Genomic DNA, 18,467 nt, shown 5'->3' on the forward strand with positions numbered 1-18,467 from the left:
TAATTCTTTAGAGCGCAGCAGGAAGCCGGTCTGCTGCTTTTATCTATTCATCTTTCAATCCAACGTTTTCCTTTAATAAAGCTAACTAACTGATCCACACATTCATCGACTGAATAGCGGTTTGTCTCCAGAACCAGCTCCGGCATGTCGGGTGCTTCATATGGAGAAGAGATGCCTGTAAACTCTGGAATCTGTCCATTGCGAGCCTTTTGGTAAAGTCCTTTTGGATCACGTGCCTCACACTCTTCCAACGGGCAGCTGACGTATACTTCAATAAACTCATCCGTACCAAGCAGCTGGCGAACGGTTTCCCGATCTTCCTGAAAAGGAGAGATAAATGCTGTAAATACGATTTGGCCGCTGTCAACAAACAATTTGGCTACTTCACCAATGCGCCGGATATTCTCTTTACGGTCTTCATCAGAAAATCCTAAATCTTTATTTAATCCATGACGGATGTTATCTCCATCAAGTACATACGTATTCACACCAAGCTCGTGCAGTCTTTTGGCTGCCGCGTTGGCAACCGTAGACTTTCCTGAACCGGAAAGACCGGTAAACCAGAAGACGGCACTGTGATGTTTATTTCTCATTCTCTGATCATGTTTGGTTAATGCCTGCTCGTGCCAAACAATATTTGTGCTCATTTATACTCCTCCTGTTAAACAGTTTCTTTCTCACGCAGTCCACGGATTAACACTTCGATGACTTCTTTTCGGCTAAATGTGGATGGCGGCACTTCGCCGGCACGCAGCATTTCCCGCACCTTTGTACCAGATAAGATCACATGATGTTCTTTATCATGCGGACATGTTTTGGCTGAGGCCATGCTCTCACACTTTTTGCAGTAAAAGCTGTGTTCAAAAAAGAGCAGCGTGATTCCGATTTCCTCGGCTGAAAATTGGCTGAAAATCTTTTGTGCATCATACGTTCCATAGTAATCGCCGACTCCGGCATGATCGCGACCGACGATGAAGTGGGTGCAGCCGTAGTTTTTGCGCACGAGGGCATGAAAGACAGCTTCTCTTGGGCCGGCATAGCGCATAGCAGCGGGGAAAACAGCAAGTTTTACCCGATCTTGCGGATAATAATCCTTCAATAAAACCTGATAGCTTTCCATTCGTACATCCGCCGGAATGTCATCCGATTTCGTTTCCCCGACAAGTGGATTTAATAAAAGACCATCAACGATTTCAAGCGCAGTTTTCTGAATGTATTCATGGGCACGGTGGACAGGATTTCTCGTTTGAAAGCCAACGATGCGTTCCCAGCCTTTTTCTTTAAAAATCGCTCTCGTTTCAACAGGATCAAAATAAAATTCGCTAAACTGTTTTCGTTCAATCCGGCGAATTAACGTAATGGGCCCACCAATATATACAGATCCCCGTTCCAACAGTTTTTTCACTCCTGGATGAGCTGTATCAGTTGTCTTGTATACTTCTTGAGCCTCATGCTGCTGATCCGGCCGGAAAATCTCTTCAATGGTCAGCACTCCATATGGAACGCCGTTATGAACAAGCAGTACAGTCTCTTCTTCCTGAAGAGAAGCAGCCGTTTCCTCTGTGACAGGAAGAGTAATCGGCAAGCTCCAAACCGTTCCGTCTGCTAGACGAAGGCTAGAAACAACAGAATCATAATCTTTTTTTGTCAAAAACCCGATTAACGGGCTATACGCTCCTGTACCAATCAACTCCAAATCACTCAGAGCTGTTTGATCTAATTCAATCTCTTTATAAATGTTGGAAATGTCTAAATCAGGATGAAATAATTGAACTAACTTTCCGCCATGCGGCACGCTTTGAGTCATTGCGTATACCTCCCAAATTAATTAAACTTATAAAAATACTATGAATTAAGAGTAAAAAAATTAGCTTGTATGCAAGCCACATTCTGTTTTTCCAGTACCTGACCATCGTCCGGCACGCATATCCTCCAAGGAATACGCTGGTTTTGTGCAAGTCTCACATCCAATGCTTGGATATCCCTGATCATGAAGCCGGTTATAAGCAAGCTCATGTTTTGTTACATACCGCCAGACATCTTTCCATGTCCAGTGAATTAAAGGACATACTTTTATCTTTTTAAATTTGTGGTCTTGATTTAAGAAATTCGTATGTTTTCTCGTTTCCGACTGTTCTCTTCTCAGCCCTGAAATCCAGGCAATAGAAGGTGCCAGCGCCTTAGAAAGCGGGGCGATCTTCCGGATATTACAGCATTGGTTAGGATTTGAACTCCAGAGGTCCGCCCCATACTGGGCAGCTTGTTCTTCAATCGTCAATTCAGGCTGCTGAAGATGAATGCGAAGAGCGGGATAATTTTTCTTTACCTCATCGATGACCTCATAAGTTTCTTTAAAATGATAGCCGGTATCTAAAAAGACAATTTCGGCATCCGGTTTTACTTTTGAAATTAAGTCAATAAGGACAATGCCTTCAATTCCGAAGCTGCACGCATATACAAGCTTTTCCCCATACTGCTCATATGCCCATTGAAGGGTTTCAAGCGCTCCTTTTGTTGCACTTTCTGCTGGAAACAGCGGCAATTCTGTTTCATTCCACTGTTCATATTTAATCACTTTTAAACACCTACTTTACAGATAGGATTTTATGAATATAGATAATCTTATCAGAAAATTTTCTAAAGTCAAACCTTATTTTTAAGAAATTTACTTTTTTTATGAATGTCAACGAGGCGATGTTTATTTTTGTCAGACGAAGGAATAGTAAAAGAAGAAAGCATTGCAAAAGGAGATGGAATGATGGAACAGCTAAAAAAAGAAATTCTTGATGTATTGAAAGAAAATCAAACTGGTACGCTTGCCACAGTAAAAAACAACAAACCTCACACTCGTTACATGACATTTTATAATGATGATTTGACCCTTTATACACCGACAGGGAAAGACACATATAAAGTTGAAGAGATTGAACAAAATCCAAATGTTCACATTTTGATCGGTTATTCCGGAGAAGGAATGGGCGATGCATTTCTTGAAATTGAAGGCACCGCTAAGATAGATGATTCAGCCGAAACTAAAAAGCGGCTTTGGAACGAAGAGATTTCTCAATGGTTTAACGGGCCAGACGATCCTGAATACATTGTCCTTGCCATTACTCCAAATACGATTCGTTACATGAATAAAGGAAAAGATACTCCTCAAGTATTAGAATTGTAACAATATCGGCACCTTCCATGCGAGAAGGTGCTTCAGCTTGTTAAAAAGCAATGAATAGTTCATTGCCTGCCTCATAGGGAAAACTACACTCCTCCCTTCCCTCATTCAACCCAGGAAAAGATTTGTCTGCGTTTTCCGCCTAAAAATCCGCCTTGATTAGATTAGGTAGATAAGCAAATGGGTATACTACAGAAAAGTCTGTTTATTTACCATCTTTGAAAGGAGGAATTTGATGACTCACAGACGAGTTTGTACAGAATGCAATGGTCTAGGTAGAGTTCCTCTTGTCAGAGGATTCCTCGTCAGCAAAATATGCAAGCATTGTCATGGTGTTGGAAACCACTTGGCTTTTCGCTTTCAGGACCCTTTTCTTGGCAGCGAGTTTGGCCAAGAATTTACTTATAAATAAAGAGAGGTTATCCGCGTGAAAGAACAGGATATCATTTTATATGAGGAGAAAAGATATCAGATTTTACGGATTGATCCGGCTGGATATTGTGACATTATGCGACTTTCCCCTCCACACCAGGTAGAGCTGACTCACATTAAACATTTAAAGCACTGCCCTATTATTTCTCAATCCTAAGAACCAGACAGAAGAACAACTCTGCAGGTTCTTTTTTTTTGTTTGCATTCTCCCGTTGAGAAGGACTCTCCCTTTTCCCTCTATAAGATGGTATAATCGATACGATTATGAATAAATGGAGGAAGAATACTATTGATTACTGTACAGGATGTCAGCTTACGCTTCGGCGATAAGAAGTTATTTGAAGACATTAACATTAAATTTACCCCGGGGAATTGCTACGGGTTAATCGGTGCAAATGGAGCCGGCAAATCCACTTTCCTAAAAGTTTTATCCGGTGACCTTGAGTCCCAAACTGGACATGTTTCCATGACTCCTGGCGCACGTATGGCTGTGCTGAAACAGAACCACTTCGAATATGAGGAAGAGGAAGTCTTAAAAACGGTCATTATGGGCCATGCCCGCTTATATGAAGTGATGCAAGAGAAGGATGCCATTTACATGAAAGCCGATTTTACAGATGAAGACGGGATGAAAGCGGCCGAACTCGAAGGAGAATTCGCTGAACTAAATGGGTGGGAAGCGGAGTCTGAAGCAGCTATCCTATTAAAAGGGCTCGGCGTTCCAGAAGACCTTCATACGAAAAAAATGGCTGAATTAACCGGATCTGAAAAAGTGAAGGTATTGCTTGCACAAGCCCTCTTTGGCAAACCGGATGTCCTGCTTCTTGACGAACCGACCAACCACTTGGATATTCAGGCAATTCAATGGTTGGAAGAATTCTTAATTAACTTTGAAAACACAGTTATCGTTGTTTCACATGACCGGCACTTCTTAAATAAAGTATGTACACATATTGCTGACTTGGATTTCGGTAAAATCCAACTTTATGTCGGAAACTACGACTTCTGGTATGAGTCCAGCCAACTGGCTGCAAAAATGGCCCAGGATGCGAATAAAAAGAAAGAAGAAAAGATCAAAGAACTTCAGGCATTTATTGCCCGTTTTAGCGCCAATGCATCAAAATCTAAACAGGCCACTTCCCGGAAAAAATTGCTTGATAAGATTACACTTGATGATATCCAGCCTTCCTCCCGTAAATATCCGTACGTTCATTTTAAGCCGGAACGTGAAATTGGTAATGACTTGTTGCGTGTCGAAGGTTTAACAAAAACAATCGACGGTGTAAAAGTGCTTGATAATATCAGTTTTATTATGAATAAAGATGATAAAATTGCCCTTGTCGGTACAAATGAATTAGCGAAAACGACCTTATTTAAAATTTTAGCTGGCGAAATGGAGCCGGACAGCGGAACATATAAATGGGGAGTAACAACGAGCCAGTCGTATTTTCCGAAGGACAACAGCAAGTACTTCGATGAATCTAATTTAACACTTGTTGAATGGCTTCGTCAGTTTTCACCTGAAGATGAAAGCGAAAGCTTCTTACGCGGATTCTTAGGCCGCATGCTCTTCTCCGGAGAAGAAGCATTGAAAAAAGCCAGCGTATTGTCAGGTGGAGAAAAAGTCCGCTGCATGCTGTCGAAAATGATGTTGTCTGGCGCTAACGTGCTGCTTCTTGACGAGCCGACCAACCATTTAGATCTTGAATCCATCACTGCTCTAAACAATGGATTAACAAGCTTTAAAGGATCAATGATCTTTGCCTCTCATGACCATCAGTTTATTCAGACGATCGCTAACCGAGTGATGGATCTCACACCGAGCGGCTTGATCGACAAGCAAATGACTTATGACGAGTACTTAGAAAATACAGACTTGCAAAAGCAAGTAAAGGAAATGTATCAAGTTTCTTAATTTCAAACAAAAAGCCGGAAGCTCCCCGCTTCCGGCTTTTTGTTATTCAATAGGTACTCTAACTTTTTTATTATTCACCCATTTCTCTGTGAAGCTTGATAATAGAATCCCTGCCTCGTAGAGCAAAATAAGTGGAATGAGAACGATGAGCTGAGAAAGAAAATCAGGCGGTGTAATCAAAGCAGACAGCACAGCCAAAAGAAGTATCGCATACTTTCTCGCCTTTTTTAACTTTAATGGTGTAACCAACTGAACTGCCGTTAAAAACATGAGCAAAAGCGGCACTTCAAATAAGATGCCCATCGGTACAGTTGTCATAGTCAAAAAGTGAAAGTACTCTTTAGCGGTCACCATCATTTCAAAGTTTTTTGCTCCAAGTCCCATTAGAAAGCGATACACCGTTGGAAATATAACATAAAAGCCAAATGCAATCCCTGCCACGAAGCTCCCTAAAACCGCTGGAAGAAACAATAGAGCCATTTTGCTCTCCTGCTTTGTTAGAGCCGGACGCGAAAAAATCCAGAATTGGAAAGCAATAAAAGGGGCTGATAAGCCCAATGCCAAGATTAAGCCGATTCCAGCATAAAGCCTAATCACTTCCAACGGCCCAAGCATGATTAATTCATGTTCATGAGACAAAAAAGGAATGATCCTATGCATGACTAACAGCAGGCCAGCGAAGACAAACAGTACACAACCGACAGAGTTTAAAACAACCTTCCTTAAATCGGTTAAATGCTCGACCAGTGTTTGCTCTTGTTCTGATACAGTCAGAGAAGCTTTTTCAGAGGTTTTCAGTTCTCCCATCCTCTTCCCCTCCTGTTATGCTTTTGGGATTTGATCATCCTTCTTGCTTTTCTCATTATCTTCTTCCATTAATTTATTGGCTCCGCGTTTAAACTCTGATAGCGTCTGTCCAAAAGCAGAACCGATTTCTGGCAATTTCTTGGGGCCGAAAATAATAAGTGTGATAACTAAGATAATAATCAGCCCCGGTATACCGATATTAGCAATACCCATCGTTTTCTCTCCTTTTATACAAGACTGCCGCCTTGTTTGCTGTATTTCATCATTCCTTCTGCTGCACGATAGGCTAAAGCTCCCACTGTTCCGGTAGGATTGTAGCCACTGTTATGCGGAAAAGCAGAAGAACCAATAACAAATACATTTTCGGCGTCCCACATTTGCAAATAGGTGTTCACTGCTGATGTAGCCGGATCAGCCCCCATAATGACCCCTCCGGTATTATGGGTCGTTTGATAAGGGACAATATTATACTTTTCAGCAGACTTCACCGTAATAACATGATCAGCCCCCATTTCTTTCATAATCTCGCTGCTTCTCTCTCCGACAAACTTAAATAAATTTTTATCCTGCTCGGTGAAATCATAAGTTAACCTTAAAAGCGGTTCACCATAGGCATCTTTATAGGTCGGATCAAGATCCATGTAATTGCGGCGAAACGGCATTGAGGCTCCTTGAGCACCGATATTTAACACACGATTATAATAGTGAATCGACTTTTCCTTAAATTCTTTCCCCCATGTTGGTGTATCTGGCGGAACAGGATTATTCTGAATCGGGCGCAAACCTGTCTGGGTAATAGAGACACTCCCTCCATGAATAAAGTTCAGATCAGAGTGGTCAAAGTTATCTCCGTTATAATCATCAATGGTTGCTCCGAGTGCTCCTGCCCCCATAAATGTATTAAATCGCTCCTTTTCAAAAAAACCGACAGATCCTGGCAGTATTTGATAACAATAGTTCTTGCCAATGACACCCGTTCCGGTGTTCGGATCGTATGGTTTGCCTAGCTTGGAAGTCAGCAGCAGCTTTGCATTGTTCATTACATAACTTGTTACAGCTATCATCTCAGCCGGCTGCTCAAACTCTTCTCCTGTTAATACATCTACGTAACGGACCCCTGTTGCTTTTTTGCCGTCATGTAAGATCCGAGTTACGTTTGACTGGGTGCGAAGCTCAAAATTTCCGGTCTTTTCTGCTGTAGGGATAACCGTTACATTCGGGCTTGTTTTTGCTCCATATTCACAGCCAAATCGTTCACAAAATCCGCAATATTGGCAAGCGTTAATCTGTTCGCCATCAGGGTTTTTATAAGGCTCGCTCAAATTAGCTGACGGCATATGATAAGGATGAAGCCCCAACCTTTTAGAAGCTTCTTTAAATCGTTTGGTAATCACAGTTTCTTTCATAGGCGGAGTTGGGTAAGCGTTGGACCGTTGACCGCCAAGCGGATTTTTTTCTCCACTTACACCGATTGTTTTTTCAAATTTATCAAAATAAGGCTCCAGCTGATCATAGGTAATGCCCCAGTCCTGTATGAGATAATCCGCTCCGATTTTATTCTTGCCGTATTTTTTCTCAGTCAATGTTCGGATCTCAAAATCATAAGGCAAAAACCGGAAATTTTGTCCATTCCAATGGACCCCAGCTCCCCCAAGTCCCTCCCCGATTAAAAAAGAACCGAGCTGTCGCATAGGAAGTGCGCGTTCCTTCGGGGCATTTCGGAAAGTAATCGTTTCTTTTGAAGTATCCTGCATAAGTTCATAGCGGATAGCATAACGATATTCATCATGAATCATTAAGAAATCTTTTGTCGAGCGCGAAGCTCCTCGTTCCAGTCCTACTACCTTGAGTCCCTGTTTGGCAAGCTCAGCAGCAACAATGCCTCCTGTCCAGCCAACGCCAATGGTTACTACGTCTACTTTAGGCAATTTCTTTGCCATTGAGAATCCCCCTTTTATTGGTGAAATGCGTGCAAGCTCTGCGGCTTGATTTTCTTAAATTCTTTTGCTTCAATCTGTGAAAGATAGCTTGCCTGGTGGCCAGGAAAGTTTTTCATTTTCCAGCCTTCCATATTGGCATTGCCTCCGTATACTGGGTCCGAATAAGCTCCTTCAAGGACAGCTGACCGAAGAAGGCTGAAGAAAGTAGCCGAATCCGTTCCTTTTAATTTCACTTTTCCTTGTTCAAATTGTGAAAGAATGGCATCTTGTTGTTCTCCATCCAATTCGTCAAACTTTTTTTTGTAGTTGGTTTGACTCAATTCTTTCATCATACGGATTCCTTCGTTAAATATTTGATTGCGCTTTAACGGAGACTGGTAACCTTGCGTTTCTGTTCCTGGGAAAAAAGGTCCCTGCATATATTCCCTCGTGTTGTTCCCATAATTTCCTGCGAGTTGATGGTCGATATAGTAAGGCACCCCTAACCCAATAGCTCCCGGGCCATTTTTATCCTCTGGGAAGATTCTCTCGGTCGCCGCACTCAATACTTGAAAGTCTTCTCGATCGGTAAAATAAATAAGCGCTCGATTGCTATTCTGCTGTTCATTGCCCGATTGATTATGGCCAGCTTGATGTTCATTCTCTGTCTTCTCCTGCTGATCTACATTTGCACCGATCAACGCTCCAATCAAGCCTCCGCCAATTGCGGCTCCTCCTGCGATCAGTCCTGAATTTCTAATAAACCGTCTTCTCGTCATGGTCATTTGTTCATCTTTATCTGCCATTTTCATCTTCCTTTCAATTATGCAAATAAGAACATGCTATCGCCTTAATGTCCCATGATTTCCAAATTTTTTAATGAATAAACAGATAATGAACACATAAATAGGAAAAAGTATGAAATATATGAAAAAATTTGTGGTTTATGGTTAGTTATTAGAGGTAAACGACTAGAAGACAACGAGAGTTTTTCACAAAGGAGGGTGTATGTTTACATTTCACGATATGATCACCTTCGCTTGGGCGTTTTTCATTACGCTCCCGCTTACGTTGATTATTCATACAGGCGGGCATGTATTTTTCGCCTGGCTGTTTGGCAGCTCTGCAAAATTGACAGTCGGGAGAGGAAAGGTGATTTTTTCATTAAAAAGAGTAGAAGTGCGGAAGTTTTACTTTGTCGATGCGGCTTGTTATTACGGGAAATTAAAAAAGGAGAAGCGTTGGAAGCATGCACTAATCTATGCAGGCGGACCGCTCTTCAACGCATTATCTATCATACCGATTAACGGCCTCATTCATATGGGGTACTTGCCGAAGCATCTATTTTTTTATCAGTTCGTCTATTTCTCCCTGTATCTTATTTTTTTCTCGGTTATTCCGATCGATTATGGAGAAGAAAATCCAAGTGACGGCAAAGCGATTTATGATGTCTTAAAACATGGGAAAGTATATAAAGAATTTTACTAAAAAAACAGCCTGAGATTGTATAAATCGCAGGCTGTTTTTTAGTTTCTATGCTGATAATAAAGCTCTGGCAATGCCAATGAAGTACTCTGACTCACGAATAATATGATTTAATACGGTTACAGCGACAGGATTATCCTGAACCGCTTTGCTATTCTCTTTAATCTGCTGGCAAAGTCCAATAAAGTCTAGGCTTTGCTTTAAACAAAATTCAGTGAGCATCATCACTTCCTGATGAAGAGCAGCAGGGATATAATTTCCAGAGCGGGACACCGCTTCAATAAATTGAACAACCTTTTGGTGTGTAGTCGCCAGAGCATTTTCCCATTCCTTTAATGCGTCCACATACTTTTTTTCAAGGTTAGGCAGGATTTCTCTAATAACAACTGTATGCTCTTCTTCCTGATGCTTCCAAAACTCAGCTTCATCTAAGATTCGGAGCGGCATTTGCGGTCCGTAGTAAAATTGCATTCTTTTCCCCCCTGTTATTTCTCTCATAACAGCATATGAGGGAAAGACAAGCATTATGTTTCCTTAAGCGTTTTTCACTTCTTGATTATGGATATAGTAACAGTGACCATAAATGGAGGAGGAGAAGATTTGGAAAATAAATTTATCCCTGCAACTTCTGTCAACAGCGGCCGAGTGGTAGCTATTCAGCCGGATATTCATATGTATACTGTACAAATTGTTAATCTCTTCTTTGTAGGTGTAAAAAATGACTGGGTGCTCGTTGATGCAGGTATGCCCCGTTCTGCTGATGACGTCCTTGAGCAAACAGAGAAATTATTTGGCGAGGGAGCCAAACCAAAAGCAATTGTTTTAACCCATGGCCATTTCGATCATGTTGGTGCGCTGGAAGAGCTGGTTCAACGCTGGGATGTGCCTGTATATGCGCATGAAATGGAGCTTCCTTATTTAACAGGGAAAAGAGATTATCCAAAGCCCGATGCAACAGTTGAAGGCGGACTGGTCGCCAAAATGTCACCCATGTTTCCGACAGAAGCGATTAATATCAGCGGGAAGGTCCAGGCATTGCCTACAGATGGGACGGTGCCACCTATGCCAGGCTGGCGCTGGATTCATACGCCAGGACACTCTCCGGGGCATATTTCCCTATTCCGCCCGGCAGACCGCGTGCTCATTGCAGGTGACGCGTTTGTGACAGTCAAACAGGATGCCCTGTATAATGTGCTGACTCAGAAGAAGGAATTCCAGGGCCCGCCGCGCTATTTAACGACGGACTGGACTGCTGCAAAAGCTTCTGTTGTTCGGCTAGCAGAACTGCAGCCGTCTATTGCTGTAACGGGGCATGGAGAAGAATCGAACGGAGAGGAACTAAGAGAAGGTCTCGCCTATTTAATTGATCATTTTGAGGAGATTGCTGTTCCTGATTACGGACGCTACGTTGATGACAATAATTAAAAAGCCGACTGAATAATTCACCGTTCCTGCCCATACACTAAGCAGACAACTGAGCGAAAGGAGCAGAACGATGAAAAAGAAAAATGAAACAGGACCTGCAGGAAAAACATTTGAATTTAATCATTACCAAAGCGCTGACGAAACAGAAAAAGGCTTTGCTGTTACCCATGAACAAGTAACCGATACGTATACAGAAGGAACGATAGAAGGAAGAATTGATCAACTCGATCAAGCGATAAAAGATTTTCCGAAACAATAAAAAAAGGCCTATTGGGCCTTTTTTTATTGTTTCACTAAGATATCTTTATACTTGCTCTCTTCCTCCATCTTTGCTTTCGCATACGAACAAGTTGGGAGAATCTTTTTATCCTGCTCGCGAGCATACTGAACAGCTTCCTCGATAAGCTCGCTCCCTATCCCTTGTCCACGGAGTTCGTCTGCTACATATGTGTGATTCACTTCAATTTGTCCATCACCCGCAGGCACATAGGACATCTCAGCTAACAACTCTCCGTCTTTCTCAACAAAAAACCGTCCGTTTTCATGTTTTACGTGCATAATTGTCCACTCCTCAACAAAGTTATCTATTTATAGATCAAATCGATGAACCGCTGATTCAAGCTGATGGGACAGTTCTGTCAATTGCTGTGCTGACTCGTTCATCCTTCTCATTAATTCCCTTTGTTCCTCTGAGGCAAACACAGCTTGCTGGGTTTGCTCCACGTTATTTTTGGAAACCTGAGCGACATGTTCCATTGAGGCAAGCACTTCTTCTGTTCCAGCCGACATTTCTTCTGTCACTGCTGAGACTTCATGAATATCCTTATTTACTTCTCTTATAGAATCCTTAATTTGCTGAAGCGAATGTTCCACTTTTAAGACCGCCTCTGTGCTCGTCTCTGCTTTCTTTGTGCTGATCTTTGTGTTTTCTATCACTCTGGCTGTCACCAGTTCAAAATTATGCAGCATATCGGAGATCTGGCCGGCAGAGGCTTTTGATTCTTCTGCTAGCTTTCTTACTTCGTCAGCTACTACCGCAAATCCTTTTCCTGCTTCTCCTGCCCTTGCCGCTTCAATAGCGGCATTGAGAGCCAACAAGTTGGTCTGATCCGTAATGGACGTAATTACTTCTACAATTTTCCCTACTTCTTTAAACATCACACCAAGCTCAACTACTTCTTTATTTGTATCTAAAATCGACCGTGCTGCTTCTTCAATTTCAGATACCGCTGCATTTGTCTGTGTGTAGCTTGCTTCCGTCAGCTCTGTCACCCCACTGCTCGCTTCAGCGATTGAGGAAGCTGATTCAGCAATCCGTTGAACACCGACAGCCATTTCTTCTATGGCTTTCACAGCTTCCCTATTGTTTTGCATTTGCCGTTCGCTGCCAAGAGAAATCTCTTGAATGCTTCTGATAATTTCTTCGCTTGATTTCTGGGCGGATTGATTATCTTCTGCTAGCTGTTCAGCCGCCTGCGTTAATGAATCAGATGATGAGCGAATCGAAGTAATCATGGTCGTTAACTGAGAGACTGCCGATTGGAAATTTGAAGTAAACTGTTTAATTTCATCTTTTCGATTTGAATGGATGGCCTCTATCCGTTGGAGAGATTGTCCAATACGTCCTGCAGCCAATTCATCCAAGCCCCTGTTCATGCCGGACAGCGGTTTCAATGTACGGTTAATGAACATGTAAACAATCGTACAGGACAGCAGGATAATAACTAAAAACAGACCGATGATCAACGGGAGGCTTTTCTTTAAAATTTCTCCTTCAATGCTATCAATTTGTTTAGCTGAAATGTCGAGGCCCAGCATACTGATGACCTCACCATTTTCATTCTTAATTGGTATCATAATTGACATATACTTGCCGTACTGTTCATCATTAATAATGTCTGTGTAGCGTTTTTCCCCTTGAAATACAGCTTCAACATCCTTTATGGGCATCGCTAGCTCTTCACCGATTTTGGTGGAATACTCATCTTCTCGAGACATGCCATCAATGAGCATTTCCGCCTTTCCCTCATTCAATGTGAAAGTATATAAATACATCGCTCCTATATGTTCTCTTACCTGATTTAATTGACGACGGATCTCCCAATAATTTTCGCTTTCTGAAGGCTGCAATAAAAATTCTTCATATTTATCTAGATCTATAAATTTAACAGCGTTCTCAGCAGATTGAATTCCCTGCGCACCAACCGTCTTCTCTGCGGAAGAACTGGTGTTAATATAGGCTAGTACGATCGTAGCAGCAAATATAAAGAGCAAAATCACCAGCATTGTTAAAGTTAACCTTCTTGCTATTGTCATAATCCAGACCTTCCTTTCCACTTTTTCAAAACCTCTAATATCTCTTTAGACCTACATCGAACTAGATCTCTCTTCCTGGTATTTTCTATTCAAATATGAATAAATTATTCCAATATGCATAAATATACTCATTATGTATGATCTTGCTTTTAGTCTATATAATGGTAACACTCGATCAAAAACTATTCCAATCCTTTTTGGGCGATGTTTTATCATTCATAACTTATACTATTTCCCCCCTCGCTCCTTCATGGTTATTTATTAATAAATTTGCAATTTATATGCCAATAAAAGCCTCCTAGCTATTATCGATAAAATCTTCCTTTTTTTGACACGATACGTCAAAAATGATTGGAACTGAATTTATATGGTACACTTGAATTATATTGTTTTAAAAGGAGGGTTCTTCTATGGCAAATACTCATACATTTTCAAAAGGAGAGGAGATTGCCAATTCGATTACTCATGGAATTGGTGCTTTGCTCAGCGTGGCTGCGCTCATCCTTCTTATTGTTTACTCCTCTGTATACGGGACAGTTTGGCACGTGATCAGTTTTACAATTTTTGGCGTAACGATGCTTGTATTGTATATATCCTCTACACTCGTGCATAGCTTCCCAGAGGGCAAGGCCAAAAATTTATTTGAAATTTTCGATCACTCTTCGATTTACTTTTTCATCGCGGGCACCTACACTCCCTTTTTATTTCTAGCTGTAAAGGGATCGCTCGGCTGGACATTGTTCGGTGTTGTTTGGGGACTTGCTCTGTGCGGAACAGTATTTAAATGCTTCTTCGTTAAAAAGTTTTTAAATACTTCCACGTTTCTTTATGTAGTGATGGGCTGGCTCATTGTATTTGCATGGGATGCGCTCGTTCAGAACCTCTCCGCCGGCAGTCTTGCCCTTTTAGTCACAGGGGGAATTCTATACACACTCGGCGCCGTGTTTTATGTATGGAGAGGATTTAAATACCACCACATGGTCTGGCATCTGTTCGTTCTTGCCGGCAGCGTGACTCACTTTTTCTCAGTATTTTACTTGCTTCCATCAAATTAAAAATCGCCTATTAGGGCGATTTTTTGCTTCACTTTTACTTTTTCTTCAAACTGCTCTCTCGTCCTATCATCATATTCAAGAGATCCTAGCTCTGCATACTTTTTTAAATCTTTTGGAGCATGAATGGCAATCCTGCCTTTTTCATTATTATTCACTTTACATGATATATCTACTTTCCATCCTTCTTCTCTATCTTTAACTTTTACAATAAAAAAAGGCGGCGTCTCCTCCGTTACTACTTCTTACAGATTGACTTTTGTCCAGAGTCTATCTCAGAGCATGCTGACACAAACAGCAGAACCTTGTGTACGCCCTTCATTTACAAAAGCTTCCCTTCGGTACTTTCCCTCAGCTATTCTTGATAATAGATAATAACAAAAAAGGAAGTCTTTTTCTGAGAAAAGTTTTTGTACGTATGCTCTTGGTGAGCCTGAAAGCTCAAGGCCTCTCCTTTACTTAACGTAAACTCCCGGCCCTGTATTTCAATTGTCAATTCTCCCTCACTTATTAAAATAAATTCCTCACTGTTTTTTGTATGCACGTCGGAGAAGTGGCTTCCTCCTGGTTCAATTTCAACCGAGTAAATTTCAAACTTTTTCTGGGGGTGATAAGGAAAAAGCGGATAAACCAAATAGTTTCCTTCATCGTCAATTAATGCTTGCAGCTCTTCTTTCTTTACTTGGGTGATATGCGTCTTTTCCTCTTTCATGAATGCAGAAAAAGAAACATTCAAGCCGTTCGCTATTTTCCAAAGCGTCGTAACTGTTGGATTGGTTTTCCCTCTTTCTATTTGTCCAAGCATTGCTTTACTGACACCTGTTAATTCAGCTGTTTTATCTAGACTCAATCCTCTGCCCTTACGGATTGCAAATAAATTCTTTCCTATTAATTCCTGTAAAGACTCCATCATCATCCTCCCGTTATTTATGATTGAACATTATAACATACAAATGTATAATATCATAAACAACGAGATGGGGGAGATAAAAAGTGGAAGCTACGGAAGAAGAATCATTATCGTTTAAAGAGGGAGTAAAAGATTGTATTCCCACGCTTTTAGGGTACATAAGCATTGGCTTTGCGGCTGGTATGATCGGTGTTGCTTCCGGCCTGTCTGTTATTGAAATTGCTTTTATGTCCATTTTTGTTTATGCTGGCGCTGCTCAATTTATTATTTGTGGAATGCTGGCAACTGGAAGCCCGGCTTCAGCTATTATCTTTACTACCTTTATTGTCAATTTGCGTCACTTTTTATTGAGTGCCACGTTGGCTCCACACTTTTCAAAATATTCCGCATGGAAAAACGCTGGCATCGGAACGCTTGTAACAGACGAATCATTCGGAGTCGCAGCAGGAAGAATTTTCAACAACAGGCCGGTGAATGACCGTTGGATGAATGGGCTTAATTTAACGGCTTATACGACGTGGATTGCTTCTTGTGTCATTGGTGCAGTTCTTGGAAAGTGGGTAGCTGATCCTGAGAAATTCGGCTTAGATTTTGCTTTAACTGCAATGTTTATCGCCCTCCTTGTACTGCAGCTGGAAAGCATTAAAGCAGCCAAGTTAAAGCACTATTTAATGCTTATCTTCCTAATGATTGTAATGATGTATATTTTCTCATCTTTCGTCACAGTCGATCTCGCCGTTATTTTCTCGACTGTGATCGTAGCGACCATCGGGGTGGTGACGTCTAAATGAGTATAAACATAACTGTAATTCTTATCCTGGCCGGCTGTGCGATCGTGACTTGGATTCCTCGTGTTGCTCCTTTTCTGATTGTGCGTAACGTACAACTACCGGACGCTATAATGAAGTGGCTTTCCTTTATCCCAGTGTGTATTTTAACGGCTTTGGTGGCAGGAAGTGTAATTGAGCATAGAGAAGGAACACTACCGTCTCTTAATTGGCAAGTTTTAGTAGCAACCATTCCTACTTTACTCATTGCTTTATGGACGAAAAGCCTGTTAGTAACTGTTATCGTCGGGATTGCCATCATGGCAGCCTTAAGAAATTTTATATAAGATTGCTCTCAACAAAAAGCTAGTTCGTCCAGAAGTACTTCTGGACGAACTAGCTTTTTTAATGGGTTTATAATTTGAAGGCTCGTACCTTTTGATGGACCTCTGTAACAACATGACCGGCTTCTATAACTTGATCTGTAAAGCGATTCAAATTGCTTTGCACCTGCTGAATAATTGCATCCACCTCTTCTGTAGCAGCAGCCGTTTCTTCTGATACAGAATTTACAGAGATCATCTGGTGATTTAAAGTAGAATGTTCGCTCATAATTGAAGACGTTCTCTCTTGAATAACAGTTAACTCCCTAAAGGATTGTTCGATTTTTTCTTTCAAGCGATTGACATTTGTAATGACTGCGTCAATTTCAGCTTTTTGAATAAGGAATTCCCGTGATGTTGCATCCGTTCGTTCAATCGTTTTTTCCACTTGCGACTGAATGTTGCTTAAAGAATGCTGGATCATACTCGTTGCTTCTTTCGATTGGGTGGAAAGAGCGCTGACTTCTTTAGCTACTACCGCAAATCCCTTCCCATGTTCTCCAGCTCTTGCAGCTTCGATGCTAGCATTGAGCGCTAGTAAATTTGTATGATCAGCAATGCCTTGAATGTCAGAAATAATCTTTGTAATAGCCGCAGACTCTTCCTGTAGTATTTTTAATTCTTCTACCATTGATTGATAACTCGTCTGTGTTTGCTCAGAATGAATGATAAATTGACTGAGTTGCGCAATGCTCTCTTGCTGTCCTGCCGTAATTTCTTTAAAAAAACAATGCAATTTTTGAATATTTTGCTCCATATCATTTAAATTTTCATGTAAATGGTTGACGGCCACCGCAGACTTTTCAACAGCTTTTGTAACCTCCTGATTCCCCAAAGCAATTTCACTGCTTGCATGTACAATTTCTTTCGTCTGTTCACGAATATCCCGTGAACCGTTTGTTATTTCTGTAAATGTGTTGGCGCTATAATCTGAGGATGACTGTACCTCTTTAATTAATCCTCTTAACTGCTTCTGCATAAGTATAAACGCCTGTTGAATTTTGCTAAATTCATCTTTTCCTGAGGCAGCCTGAATCTGTTCGGAAAAATCACCGTTCCCCATTTTCTCCGCTTGCTTTTCAAGTAAAGTTAATGGAGAAAGCTTTCTTTTTAAATAAACGTTCATTCCTCCAACAGTTAATAAAAACAATAAAAAAATAAGGGCTAGAAGCTTTAACCCAGTAGAGAAAAATACATCCCCTCCTATTTTGTTAGCGGTTTCAGCCGAAATATCAATTCCCAATACACCAATCACTTCTCCGTTCTCGTTTTTGATTGGTGCAAACCCTGATAAATATTGGCCGTATTTCGGATCGTTGAATACATCTGTACGCTGTATCTCTCCCTCCAATACCGGAGCTAGCTCTTCTGCAGGAATAGAGCTCTCGTCTCCCATTGCAGGCGGTTTATCATCCGAAAGGTTGGAGCCTCCATCTATCATGTTGCGGACCTTTTGACCGTCTACATCTAAAATATATACGAATAAAGCCCCCGTTTGTTCTCGAAAGTGCGCTAACTTCTTTTGAAGCGAATGATAATTTCTATCTTCCTTTGGATCGTTTATAAACGATTCATACTTTTCCCCATCTATTGTTTCACTATAGTTTTTTGCTATATCCCCTGCGAAGGCTCCTAACGAATGATTGGCAGAAGTATGGACGGAATAGTAAATTCCTGCTGATGCAGCAAGGCCAATAGTAAAGATGATAGCTGTGATAACTAATAAAATTTTTGATCGAACAGAAGCGTTTTTTCTCATATTCTCCCCCTATGATCTTTAGTTGTAATAGATAGGCTTATTATCCTACTAATATTTTACTATAATGTATATCCTTTCTATTTTCAATTTTTAGCTATAATGATGGCTACCTTTTAACAGATAGC

22 protein-coding genes are annotated in these 18,467 nt (G+C 41.1%); 9 read left to right on the forward strand and 13 right to left on the reverse strand.

Going from position 1 to position 18,467, the window contains the following annotated elements; all coding sequences use genetic code 11:
- Nucleotides 1-47: 47 nt before the first annotated feature.
- From cysC to ACH0BF_RS15715, 3 genes are read right to left on the reverse strand one after another with little or no spacing between them, the layout of a single operon-like run.
- Complete coding sequence (cysC, locus tag ACH0BF_RS15705) at nucleotides 48-647, reverse strand: adenylyl-sulfate kinase (RefSeq protein WP_406909665.1); 600 nt, start codon at nucleotides 645-647, stop codon at nucleotides 48-50.
- 14 nt (nucleotides 648-661) lie between these two features.
- Nucleotides 662-1,807: a sulfate adenylyltransferase gene (sat, locus tag ACH0BF_RS15710; RefSeq protein WP_120031168.1), complete on the reverse strand. Its 1,146-nt coding sequence runs from the start codon at nucleotides 1,805-1,807 to the stop codon at nucleotides 662-664.
- Between the two features lie 60 nt (nucleotides 1,808-1,867).
- Nucleotides 1,868-2,575: a phosphoadenylyl-sulfate reductase gene (locus ACH0BF_RS15715; protein WP_120031166.1), complete on the reverse strand. Its 708-nt coding sequence runs from the start codon at nucleotides 2,573-2,575 to the stop codon at nucleotides 1,868-1,870.
- Nucleotides 2,576-2,755: 180 nt separating this feature from the next.
- On the opposite strand from ACH0BF_RS15715, the gene ACH0BF_RS15720 reads away from it, so the two are divergent.
- From ACH0BF_RS15720 to ACH0BF_RS15730, 3 genes are all read left to right on the forward strand, one after another.
- Nucleotides 2,756-3,175 (forward strand): pyridoxamine 5'-phosphate oxidase family protein, encoded by a 420-nt coding sequence (locus tag ACH0BF_RS15720; protein WP_120037727.1) that lies wholly within the window; start codon nucleotides 2,756-2,758, stop codon nucleotides 3,173-3,175.
- 232 nt (nucleotides 3,176-3,407) lie between these two features.
- Nucleotides 3,408-3,584 (forward strand): hypothetical protein, encoded by a 177-nt coding sequence (locus ACH0BF_RS15725; protein WP_182916923.1) that lies wholly within the window; start codon nucleotides 3,408-3,410, stop codon nucleotides 3,582-3,584.
- Between the two features lie 309 nt (nucleotides 3,585-3,893).
- Nucleotides 3,894-5,519, forward strand: coding sequence for an ABC-F family ATP-binding cassette domain-containing protein (locus ACH0BF_RS15730; protein ID WP_120031164.1), 1,626 nt, complete (start codon nucleotides 3,894-3,896; stop codon nucleotides 5,517-5,519).
- 42 nt (nucleotides 5,520-5,561) lie between these two features.
- On the opposite strand, the gene tatC is transcribed toward ACH0BF_RS15730, so the two are convergent.
- From tatC to ACH0BF_RS15750, 4 genes are read right to left on the reverse strand one after another with little or no spacing between them, the layout of a single operon-like run.
- A complete protein-coding gene (gene tatC, locus ACH0BF_RS15735) occupies nucleotides 5,562-6,326 on the reverse strand; it encodes a twin-arginine translocase subunit TatC (protein ID WP_120031162.1) in 765 nt (254 codons plus the stop codon).
- 15 nt (nucleotides 6,327-6,341) lie between these two features.
- On the reverse strand, nucleotides 6,342-6,539 hold the full coding sequence (tatA, locus tag ACH0BF_RS15740; RefSeq protein ID WP_120031160.1) for a twin-arginine translocase TatA/TatE family subunit: 198 nt from the start codon (nucleotides 6,537-6,539) through the stop codon (nucleotides 6,342-6,344).
- Nucleotides 6,540-6,553: 14 nt separating this feature from the next.
- Nucleotides 6,554-8,266 carry a GMC family oxidoreductase gene (locus ACH0BF_RS15745; RefSeq protein WP_340854203.1) on the reverse strand — a complete coding sequence of 571 codons (1,713 nt, stop codon included), beginning with the start codon at nucleotides 8,264-8,266 and terminating at the stop codon, nucleotides 6,554-6,556.
- A gap of 14 nt (nucleotides 8,267-8,280) precedes the next feature.
- Nucleotides 8,281-9,051 carry a gluconate 2-dehydrogenase subunit 3 family protein gene (locus ACH0BF_RS15750; RefSeq protein ID WP_182916922.1) on the reverse strand — a complete coding sequence of 257 codons (771 nt, stop codon included), beginning with the start codon at nucleotides 9,049-9,051 and terminating at the stop codon, nucleotides 8,281-8,283.
- Between the two features lie 202 nt (nucleotides 9,052-9,253).
- On the opposite strand from ACH0BF_RS15750, the gene ACH0BF_RS15755 reads away from it, so the two are divergent.
- Nucleotides 9,254-9,733 (forward strand): hypothetical protein, encoded by a 480-nt coding sequence (locus ACH0BF_RS15755; RefSeq protein ID WP_340854205.1) that lies wholly within the window; start codon nucleotides 9,254-9,256, stop codon nucleotides 9,731-9,733.
- Nucleotides 9,734-9,778: 45 nt separating this feature from the next.
- On the opposite strand, the gene ACH0BF_RS15760 is transcribed toward ACH0BF_RS15755, so the two are convergent.
- Nucleotides 9,779-10,201 (reverse strand): DUF2935 domain-containing protein, encoded by a 423-nt coding sequence (locus tag ACH0BF_RS15760; protein WP_340854207.1) that lies wholly within the window; start codon nucleotides 10,199-10,201, stop codon nucleotides 9,779-9,781.
- A gap of 87 nt (nucleotides 10,202-10,288) precedes the next feature.
- On the opposite strand from ACH0BF_RS15760, the gene ACH0BF_RS15765 reads away from it, so the two are divergent.
- Complete coding sequence (locus ACH0BF_RS15765; RefSeq protein WP_340856409.1) at nucleotides 10,289-11,155, forward strand: MBL fold metallo-hydrolase; 867 nt, start codon at nucleotides 10,289-10,291, stop codon at nucleotides 11,153-11,155.
- A 70-nt stretch (nucleotides 11,156-11,225) separates the two neighbouring features.
- The gene (locus ACH0BF_RS15770; RefSeq protein ID WP_120031152.1) at nucleotides 11,226-11,414 is read left to right on the forward strand and encodes a YozQ family protein; all 189 of its coding nucleotides are present in this window, start codon (nucleotides 11,226-11,228) and stop codon (nucleotides 11,412-11,414) included.
- A 23-nt stretch (nucleotides 11,415-11,437) separates the two neighbouring features.
- Here the strand turns inward: ACH0BF_RS15770 and ACH0BF_RS15775 are convergent, their stop codons facing one another.
- Both ACH0BF_RS15775 and ACH0BF_RS15780 read right to left on the reverse strand, forming a co-directional pair.
- Nucleotides 11,438-11,713, reverse strand: coding sequence for a GNAT family N-acetyltransferase (locus ACH0BF_RS15775; protein WP_340854208.1), 276 nt, complete (start codon nucleotides 11,711-11,713; stop codon nucleotides 11,438-11,440).
- 30 nt (nucleotides 11,714-11,743) lie between these two features.
- The gene (locus ACH0BF_RS15780) at nucleotides 11,744-13,471 is read right to left on the reverse strand and encodes a methyl-accepting chemotaxis protein (protein WP_340854209.1); all 1,728 of its coding nucleotides are present in this window, start codon (nucleotides 13,469-13,471) and stop codon (nucleotides 11,744-11,746) included.
- Between the two features lie 410 nt (nucleotides 13,472-13,881).
- Here ACH0BF_RS15780 and trhA point away from each other — a divergent pair, with 410 nt between their 5' ends.
- Nucleotides 13,882-14,526 carry a PAQR family membrane homeostasis protein TrhA gene (trhA, locus tag ACH0BF_RS15785; protein ID WP_340854210.1) on the forward strand — a complete coding sequence of 215 codons (645 nt, stop codon included), beginning with the start codon at nucleotides 13,882-13,884 and terminating at the stop codon, nucleotides 14,524-14,526.
- Here trhA and ACH0BF_RS15790 read toward each other — a convergent pair.
- Nucleotides 14,523-14,681 (reverse strand): hypothetical protein, encoded by a 159-nt coding sequence (locus ACH0BF_RS15790; RefSeq protein WP_340854211.1) that lies wholly within the window; start codon nucleotides 14,679-14,681, stop codon nucleotides 14,523-14,525. The two genes, trhA and ACH0BF_RS15790, sit on opposite strands and share 4 nt — an antisense overlap.
- A 197-nt stretch (nucleotides 14,682-14,878) precedes the next feature.
- Nucleotides 14,879-15,433: a helix-turn-helix domain-containing protein gene (locus ACH0BF_RS15795; protein WP_340854213.1), complete on the reverse strand. Its 555-nt coding sequence runs from the start codon at nucleotides 15,431-15,433 to the stop codon at nucleotides 14,879-14,881.
- 83 nt (nucleotides 15,434-15,516) lie between these two features.
- On the opposite strand from ACH0BF_RS15795, the gene ACH0BF_RS15800 reads away from it, so the two are divergent.
- Entirely contained in the window at nucleotides 15,517-16,224 is a 708-nt protein-coding gene (locus tag ACH0BF_RS15800; RefSeq protein ID WP_120031144.1) for an AzlC family ABC transporter permease, read from the forward strand.
- A complete protein-coding gene (locus ACH0BF_RS15805) occupies nucleotides 16,221-16,547 on the forward strand; it encodes an AzlD domain-containing protein (RefSeq protein WP_120031142.1) in 327 nt (108 codons plus the stop codon). The genes ACH0BF_RS15800 and ACH0BF_RS15805 overlap by 4 nt, the downstream gene beginning before the upstream one ends.
- Before the next feature lie 67 nt (nucleotides 16,548-16,614).
- Here ACH0BF_RS15805 and ACH0BF_RS15810 read toward each other — a convergent pair whose 3' ends face one another.
- Entirely contained in the window at nucleotides 16,615-18,342 is a 1,728-nt protein-coding gene (locus ACH0BF_RS15810) for a methyl-accepting chemotaxis protein (RefSeq protein ID WP_406909666.1), read from the reverse strand.
- Between the last annotated feature and the right edge of the window lie 125 nt (nucleotides 18,343-18,467).

The sequence above is a fragment of the Pseudobacillus sp. 179-B 2D1 NHS genome (assembly GCF_045370945.1).
Classification (GTDB): Bacteria; Bacillota; Bacilli; order Bacillales; family Domibacillaceae; genus Pseudobacillus.

What these genes read in the sequence shown, in the direction of transcription:
- ACH0BF_RS15780 (WP_340854209.1), bottom strand. Translation starts at nt 13,471, where the DNA reads ATGACAATAGCAAGAAGGTTAACTTTAACAATGCTGGTGATTTTGCTC.
- sat (WP_120031168.1), bottom strand. Translation starts at nt 1,807, where the DNA reads ATGACTCAAAGCGTGCCGCATGGCGGAAAGTTAGTTCAATTATTTCAT.
- cysC (WP_406909665.1), bottom strand. Translation starts at nt 647, where the DNA reads ATGAGCACAAATATTGTTTGGCACGAGCAGGCATTAACCAAACATGAT.
- ACH0BF_RS15720 (WP_120037727.1), top strand. Translation starts at nt 2,756, where the DNA reads ATGATGGAACAGCTAAAAAAAGAAATTCTTGATGTATTGAAAGAAAAT.
- ACH0BF_RS15805 (WP_120031142.1), top strand. Translation starts at nt 16,221, where the DNA reads ATGAGTATAAACATAACTGTAATTCTTATCCTGGCCGGCTGTGCGATC.
- ACH0BF_RS15760 (WP_340854207.1), bottom strand. Translation starts at nt 10,201, where the DNA reads ATGCAATTTTACTACGGACCGCAAATGCCGCTCCGAATCTTAGATGAA.
- ACH0BF_RS15770 (WP_120031152.1), top strand. Translation starts at nt 11,226, where the DNA reads ATGAAAAAGAAAAATGAAACAGGACCTGCAGGAAAAACATTTGAATTT.
- ACH0BF_RS15725 (WP_182916923.1), top strand. Translation starts at nt 3,408, where the DNA reads ATGACTCACAGACGAGTTTGTACAGAATGCAATGGTCTAGGTAGAGTT.
- ACH0BF_RS15795 (WP_340854213.1), bottom strand. Translation starts at nt 15,433, where the DNA reads ATGGAGTCTTTACAGGAATTAATAGGAAAGAATTTATTTGCAATCCGT.
- tatA (WP_120031160.1), bottom strand. Translation starts at nt 6,539, where the DNA reads ATGGGTATTGCTAATATCGGTATACCGGGGCTGATTATTATCTTAGTT.
- ACH0BF_RS15745 (WP_340854203.1), bottom strand. Translation starts at nt 8,266, where the DNA reads ATGGCAAAGAAATTGCCTAAAGTAGACGTAGTAACCATTGGCGTTGGC.
- ACH0BF_RS15755 (WP_340854205.1), top strand. Translation starts at nt 9,254, where the DNA reads ATGTTTACATTTCACGATATGATCACCTTCGCTTGGGCGTTTTTCATT.
- ACH0BF_RS15775 (WP_340854208.1), bottom strand. Translation starts at nt 11,713, where the DNA reads ATGCACGTAAAACATGAAAACGGACGGTTTTTTGTTGAGAAAGACGGA.
- tatC (WP_120031162.1), bottom strand. Translation starts at nt 6,326, where the DNA reads ATGGGAGAACTGAAAACCTCTGAAAAAGCTTCTCTGACTGTATCAGAA.
- ACH0BF_RS15765 (WP_340856409.1), top strand. Translation starts at nt 10,289, where the DNA reads ATGGATATAGTAACAGTGACCATAAATGGAGGAGGAGAAGATTTGGAA.
- ACH0BF_RS15750 (WP_182916922.1), bottom strand. Translation starts at nt 9,051, where the DNA reads ATGGCAGATAAAGATGAACAAATGACCATGACGAGAAGACGGTTTATT.
- ACH0BF_RS15810 (WP_406909666.1), bottom strand. Translation starts at nt 18,342, where the DNA reads ATGAGAAAAAACGCTTCTGTTCGATCAAAAATTTTATTAGTTATCACA.
- trhA (WP_340854210.1), top strand. Translation starts at nt 13,882, where the DNA reads ATGGCAAATACTCATACATTTTCAAAAGGAGAGGAGATTGCCAATTCG.